Below are 5,175 nucleotides of genomic sequence, written 5' to 3'. Positions count from 1 at the left end.
GCCACGATTGCAGTGCCGGGCGATCCGTCGTCTGCCGCTTTTCCGATGGTGGCGGCGCTCATTGTGCCAGGATCTGAGATCACATTACAAAACGTCGGCCTCAATCCGCTGCGCACCGGAGTCTTCACGACGCTGCAGGATATGGGCGCCGATTTCAGCTTTGCGAATACGCGCAGCGAAGGCGGCGAGCCGGTCGCCGACATCACCATCCGGCATTCGCGCCTGAAAGGCATCGTCGTGCCGGAAGAGCGCGCACCCAGCATGATCGACGAATATCCGATCCTGTTTGTGGCGGCCGCCTGCGCCGAGGGCGACACCATCGTACGCGGTGCGAAGGAGTTGCGCGTGAAGGAAAGCGATCGCCTGGCGGTGATGGCGCGCGGCCTGAAAGCCTGCGGCGTCGACCTGGAGGAATTCGAGGACGGCATCATCATTCGCGGCAAGGGCAAGCCGCCGCAGGGCCTGCCGGCGGGCGAGGTGATCGCCACCGAACTCGATCACCGCATCGCGATGTCTTTCCTCGTGCTCGGCATGGCGGCAAAGGACGGCGTCACGGTCGACGATGCGCGCGTGATGGATACCAGCTTCCCGGGCTTCGCCGATCTGATGCGCCGGCTCGGCGGCGATCTGACCTTGGCCTGAGTCAGGCCCTGTAGCAGACGCGCAGGCCGCCCCACAGGCGGCCATCGACGCGGATCGGCGCCGAGGCATCCTTCATCAGAACGAAAACGCCACCGCCCATGTCGCGACGATAGGTCTGCAGCAGGAAGGGCGCCGTGCTGCGCGTGATTGCCTGCGCGGTCTTGTCGAGATACTGGCGCCGGTTGCGGCAATGCGCGGCATTCCAGATCGGATCGTTGCTGAGCGGCTGGCGGAATTTCGGATTATGCGTCGGGATCAGCAGGTTGTGATCGGTGGTGGCGCAGAACACCATGCGTTCGTCCAGCGCCATGACCGGATCGTGCAGTGGCGGCAGCACGCGATCCAGGAACGGGATGTAGCGCGTCATATACTGTACCGGGTCGCTGCCCTGGATCGGCTGCAGGTTCTTGTCAAATAGCGCATCTACCGTGACTTCGCCGCGCGCCACTGCCTCGGCGAAGACCTGTTCGATCTGCGCGGCGACCTCGACGGCGGCGGCGATGAACTTGCTGTCCGCCGTCTCGAAGCCCGAGGTTGCGGTCAGCATCATGATCGATTCGGCGCCGGCCAGTGTGCGGTCGATACGGCCAGTGGCTGCCTTCAGCGCGGTGTTCGACTGATCGACGCCGGCATTCATCTCCTGCACGGTCTGGCCGAAACTGCCGGCCTGCTGGCCGATGGTTTCGGTCATGCGGGCAATCGAATCGGCATTCTGGTCCACGCGGGTGACGGCTTCGCCCACCGTCTGCATTGCATTGCTGATCGTGGTGGCACTCTGGCGCACGCGTTCGGTGCTCTGCATGCCAGCCGTCATGCGTTCGCTCAGCTGTTTCATCTGCATGGTCAGCGCGGCCAGCGTGCGGGCGATCTCGTCGGTGGCGCCGCTGGTCTGCTTGGCGAGCGCCTTCACCTCATGCGCCACCACGGCAAAGCCGCGGCCTGCCTCGCCGGCGCGCGCCGCTTCGATGGTGGCATTCAGCGACAGGATATTGGTGTGACGCGCGATCTGACCGATCTCGGCCGACACTTTCGCCACGCTCTGCATGGCGGTTTCAAAGGTGGCGAGCTGGTCGCCGATCGCTTTCACGGCGTCCACCAGTTCACTGATATCGGTGAGCGACTTGCTCAGTTCGCTGTGCGATGCATCCACATCGTCATGCGCCTGCTTCGCCACGCGCTGCGTTTCCGCGGCCATATCGGCGATCTGCAGGTTGCTGGCCACGATTTCCTTGGTGGCATCGGCGATGACATGAAACTGTTCGGTCTGGTTGTCGATCAGCCGGCTGACCTGCTGCACGTCGCCGACCACATCGGCGATATCGACACTGAGCTTGCCGACTTCATCAGAGACGCGCCAGGCCAGTTCGCCGGCATCTGCATTCGGTTGCTCGGCATGTGCATTCATGCGACTGAATTTCCCCCGCGTGGCGAATCATTTCACGTCTTTTTCTTTTTTTCAGTCATAGCGCAGGCCCAGTCGCCAAGGCCAGCATTCTTATCTTTTGAAGCTGAACATAAAATTCTCATAAAAATTTTCGATAATCGCACGCATGCTCGCGCTTCACTGCGCAGCTGCGAGATAAAATTCTGCTCCTTGCGACGAAAAGCAGCTAAGAAGACTGCATGATCGACAAGCTTGAGTTTCTTCTCGCCCTCGCGCGTGAAAAGAATTTTCGTAAAGCAGCAGATGAATGCGGGGTCACGCAGCCGACGTTTTCCGCGGCAATCAAGCAGCTTGAAGACATTCTGGGTGTGCTGCTGGTGCAGCGCAGCTCGCGCTTTCTCGGCTTCACGGCGGAAGGCGAACGCGTGCTGGATTGGGCACGGCGCATCGTCGCGGATTCGCGGGCGATGCGGCAGGAGGTGCAGGCGCTCAAGCGCGGCCTCGTCGGGCATCTGAAAATTGCAGCAATTCCAACGGCTTTAGGCATGGTGTCGGAACTCACCACGCCCTATCGCGAGAAGCATTCACAGGTGAAATTCACCGTCTATTCGCGCACATCGATCGAAGTGCTGTCGATGCTTGCCAATCTCGAGATCGATGCCGGAATCACCTATATCGACAACGAGCCGCTCGGGAAGGCCCGTTCGATTCCGCTTTATTCCGAGCAGTATCGGCTGGTGACGTCGGAGAACAGCCCGCTCGGCGACCGCCAGTCCGTCACCTGGGCCGAGGTTGGCCAGATCCCGCTCTGCCTGCTTACGCCCGATATGCAGAACCGGCGTATCATCAACCGCTTGTTGCAGTCTGCCGGCGGTGGCGAACCTGAATCGACGCTCGAATCGAACTCGATGATCGTGCTGTTCTCGCATGTCCGCACCGGGCGCTGGGCCAGCGTAATGCCCGAAAAACTGGCGAATACACTGGGTCTGACCGAACGCCTGCGCTCGATCCCCATCGTCCAGCCGGAAGCGGTGCACATGATCGGCCTGGTGGTTCCCAATCGCGAACCGATGACTCCGCTGATTGTCGCCCTGGTTGCCGAAGCCAAGCGCCTTGCCGAGCGCCTGCGCGACTAAAACAGTATCACCAGTATATTATGGGCGTACCTGATTACCCCAGCGGGCGATGCGGGTGCGGCGCAGCATAAGTGATAGATTTGTTCTATCGCAGCATATGACTGCTGTATTGATCAGGCTTCCGGAATGAACGAGTAGATGATTCTACATGGTCCGAAACGGGCCATGAATCATGGCCATGCCGTATGCAGGGAAGTGCGGCTGGCATGATCAGACAATATCAAGGGAGGGGACGGCAAATGGCCGCTGCGCAGGACACTGCAGGAACGATGCCCGGAGTTGGGCTACTGGATCGCGAGCGTATTATCGCGAAGCCTGGATTCAATCGATGGCTCGTGCCGCCTGCGGCATTGGCGATTCATCTGTGCATTGGCATGGCCTATGGCTTCAGCGTGTTCTGGCTGCCATTGTCCCGCCAGATCGGCGGAGCGGCGGCCAAGGCCTGCCCGCCCGAGATGACCTGGGTCGGCGCGCTGTTCACCACATCCTGCGACTGGAAGGTCAGCGAACTCGGCTGGATGTACACGCTGTTCTTCGTGATCCTCGGCTCGGCCGCCGCCATCTGGGGCGGCTGGCTGGAACGCGCCGGCCCGCGCAAGGCAGGCTTCGTTGCCGCCCTGTGCTGGTGCGGCGGCCTGTTCATCGGTGCCATCGGCGTCTACACACACCAGCTCTGGCTGATGTGGCTCGGATCGGGCGTGATCGGCGGTGTCGGTCTCGGCCTCGGCTACATCTCGCCGGTCTCGACCCTGATCAAGTGGTTCCCGGATCGCCGCGGCATGGCGACCGGCATGGCCATCATGGGCTTCGGTGGCGGCGCCATGATCGGCGCACCGCTGGCCAACATATTGATGGGCATTTTCCGCACCGACGCCAGCAACGGCGTGTGGCAGACTTTCGTCGTGATGGGCGTGATCTATCTCGTCTTCATGATGGGTGGCGCTTTCGGCTATCGCATCCCGCCGGCCGGCTGGCGTCCCGACGGCTGGACTCCGCCGCCGGAAAACGCCAAGTCGATGATCACCAAGCATCACGTGCATCTGAAGAACGCGCACAAGACCCCGCAGTTCTGGCTGGTCTGGGCCGTGCTGACCCTGAATGTCAGCGCTGGCATCGGCGTGATCGGCATGGCTTCGCCGATGCTGCAGGAAATCTTCGCCGGTGGCCTGATCGGCCATCCCGATATTTCCTTCACGCAGCTTGATCCAGACCAGCGCAGGATGGTGGCGGCGATTGCCGCAGGCTTCACCGGCCTGCTGTCGCTGTTCAACATCGGCGGCCGGTTCTTCTGGGCCTCGCTGTCCGACAAGCTCGGGCGCAAGATGACGTATTACACGTTCTTCGCGCTCGGCATCGCGCTTTATGCTGCGGCCCCCTGGGCTGGGCATATCGGCAGCAAGGCGATGTTCGTGCTGTTCTTCGGCATCATCCTGTCGATGTATGGCGGTGGTTTCTCCACCGTACCGGCCTATCTGGCCGACTTGTTCGGCACGCAGTTCGTGGGCGCGATCCATGGCCGCCTGCTGACCGCATGGTCGACGGCCGGTATCATCGGTCCGGTGGTGGTGAACTACATCCGTGAAGCGCAGATCGCCGCCGGCGTTCCGCGTGCCCAGGTGTATGACTTCACCATGTACATCCTGGCCGGCATGCTGCTGGTCGGCTTCATCTGCAACCTGCTGGTCAAGCCCGTAGACCCGAAATGGTACATGAGCGAGCAGGAAGTGGCCGACATGCAGGCGAAGGTCGCCGTCACTGCGACGGGCCCGACCGGTTCCTTCGGTATCGGCAGGGGTGGCTTCGATGGCAGGGCCGCGCTGGCCTGGGCCATTGTCGGCATCCCGATCCTGTGGGGTGTGTGGACCACGCTGTCCAACACTTTTGTCCTGTTCCGCTAAGATCACATCTGGGATAATGTGTTGAGGCAATGCTCTCCGGCGTCTTTCGACGCCGGAGAGTTTTCTACTTTTAGGGGCAGCGAATATGAACTTTAGTGCCGGTATGGACATTCGT

At 61.4% G+C, this 5,175-nt stretch carries 4 protein-coding genes; 3 read left to right on the top strand and 1 reads right to left on the bottom strand.

Annotation, left to right across the window (positions count from 1 at the left end; genetic code table 11):
• Positions 1-642, top strand: a 642-nt coding sequence (locus CTR53_RS20360; protein WP_290818029.1) for a 3-phosphoshikimate 1-carboxyvinyltransferase, incomplete at its 5' end; no start/stop codon positions are given.
• Between the two features lies 1 nt (position 643).
• Here CTR53_RS20360 and CTR53_RS20355 read toward each other — a convergent pair.
• Positions 644-2,047 (bottom strand): methyl-accepting chemotaxis protein, encoded by a 1,404-nt coding sequence (locus CTR53_RS20355; RefSeq protein WP_290818025.1) that lies wholly within the window; start codon positions 2,045-2,047, stop codon positions 644-646.
• A 218-nt stretch (positions 2,048-2,265) separates the two neighbouring features.
• Between CTR53_RS20355 and CTR53_RS20350 the strand changes: the two genes are divergently transcribed.
• The gene (locus CTR53_RS20350) at positions 2,266-3,162 is read left to right on the top strand and encodes a LysR family transcriptional regulator (protein WP_290818022.1); all 897 of its coding nucleotides are present in this window, start codon (positions 2,266-2,268) and stop codon (positions 3,160-3,162) included.
• A 350-nt stretch (positions 3,163-3,512) separates the two neighbouring features.
• Positions 3,513-5,060, top strand: a complete 1,548-nt coding sequence (locus CTR53_RS20345; protein WP_290818019.1) for an OFA family MFS transporter — start codon at positions 3,513-3,515, stop codon at positions 5,058-5,060.
• The last annotated feature ends 115 nt before the right edge of the window (positions 5,061-5,175 follow it).

This window comes from Ferrovibrio sp. (assembly GCF_002796975.1).
Taxonomy (GTDB): Bacteria; Pseudomonadota; Alphaproteobacteria; order Ferrovibrionales; family Ferrovibrionaceae; genus Ferrovibrio.
Note: the sequence above shows the minus strand (reverse complement) of the source record. Positions and strands in the feature narration are given on the sequence as shown.